This is a genomic window from Klebsiella sp. AqSCr (assembly GCF_008452795.1).
Classification (GTDB): Bacteria; Pseudomonadota; Gammaproteobacteria; order Enterobacterales; family Enterobacteriaceae; genus Klebsiella; species Klebsiella pneumoniae.
Window position 1 is genome coordinate 1 of record NZ_MJDM01000055.1, and the last position, 689, is coordinate 689.

General features: G+C 41.2%; 2 protein-coding genes and 1 pseudogene. All 3 read left to right on the forward strand.

Features of this window, described 5'->3' with window-relative positions; all coding sequences use genetic code 11:
- Positions 1-122: pseudogene (locus tag BHE81_RS28965) on the forward strand (hypothetical protein); the annotation flags it as partial.
- Positions 119-409, forward strand: coding sequence for a hypothetical protein (locus BHE81_RS27955; RefSeq protein WP_020323516.1), 291 nt, complete (start codon positions 119-121; stop codon positions 407-409). The pseudogene BHE81_RS28965 and the gene BHE81_RS27955, both read left to right, overlap by 4 nt.
- A gap of 7 nt (positions 410-416) precedes the next feature.
- Positions 417-689: hypothetical protein (locus BHE81_RS27960; RefSeq protein ID WP_172622159.1), on the forward strand; the 273-nt coding region annotated here is incomplete at its 3' end.

The following is a 689-nucleotide window of genomic DNA, read 5'->3' on the forward strand; positions in this document are numbered from 1 at the left end:
CAGGCGCTTTTACCAGCCCTGTTAATAAACTGGACTGTGATGGCATCATCATTAATGTGCCAGGTGAACGGTATTATGCGTATATCCATCAGTGGGAATTATACCAGGCGAATAAAAAATGAAAGTAAACGTCGCGAGCGCGGTTAAAAACATTGTTAACTGGGCCTTTCCACTCTTTTTTTTGGGTGGTCTGCTGTATCTTGTTTACGATGATTACAGAGATAACGGTACAGCGACTGAAGAACAGTTATTAATGATTTCTCATGAAATACCCTGTGCCGGTGAGGATTTTCGAACGGCACTCCGTAATAGCCCGGGACCATTAACCCTTCGCGATGCGAAGAAAATTGCCGCTAAATGTAACGAGAAATATAAACAACTTAACGCACTGAACGCTATGAGCAAATAATCAGGGGATGGATATGGTGTTATTTTTTAGAAAATATGGTTTTTTGTTTATCCCTCCAGTCTACTGGCTCATCTATCTGGGAGTCAGGCTGACGTACAATGGACTGGTCGGGGAGTTTTCTCCTGATTTCTTTCAGAGTATTCGACATGATGGTGTCTTTATCATCTGTAGTTTGTGCGTTTTTTATTTTTTCTGCTTAGAGGTGGGGGGTAGTGATGTGGAGTTCTCAGCGAACATTCTGTTCCTGATTGTTTTCTTTCATGTGGTTTTATTATTTATC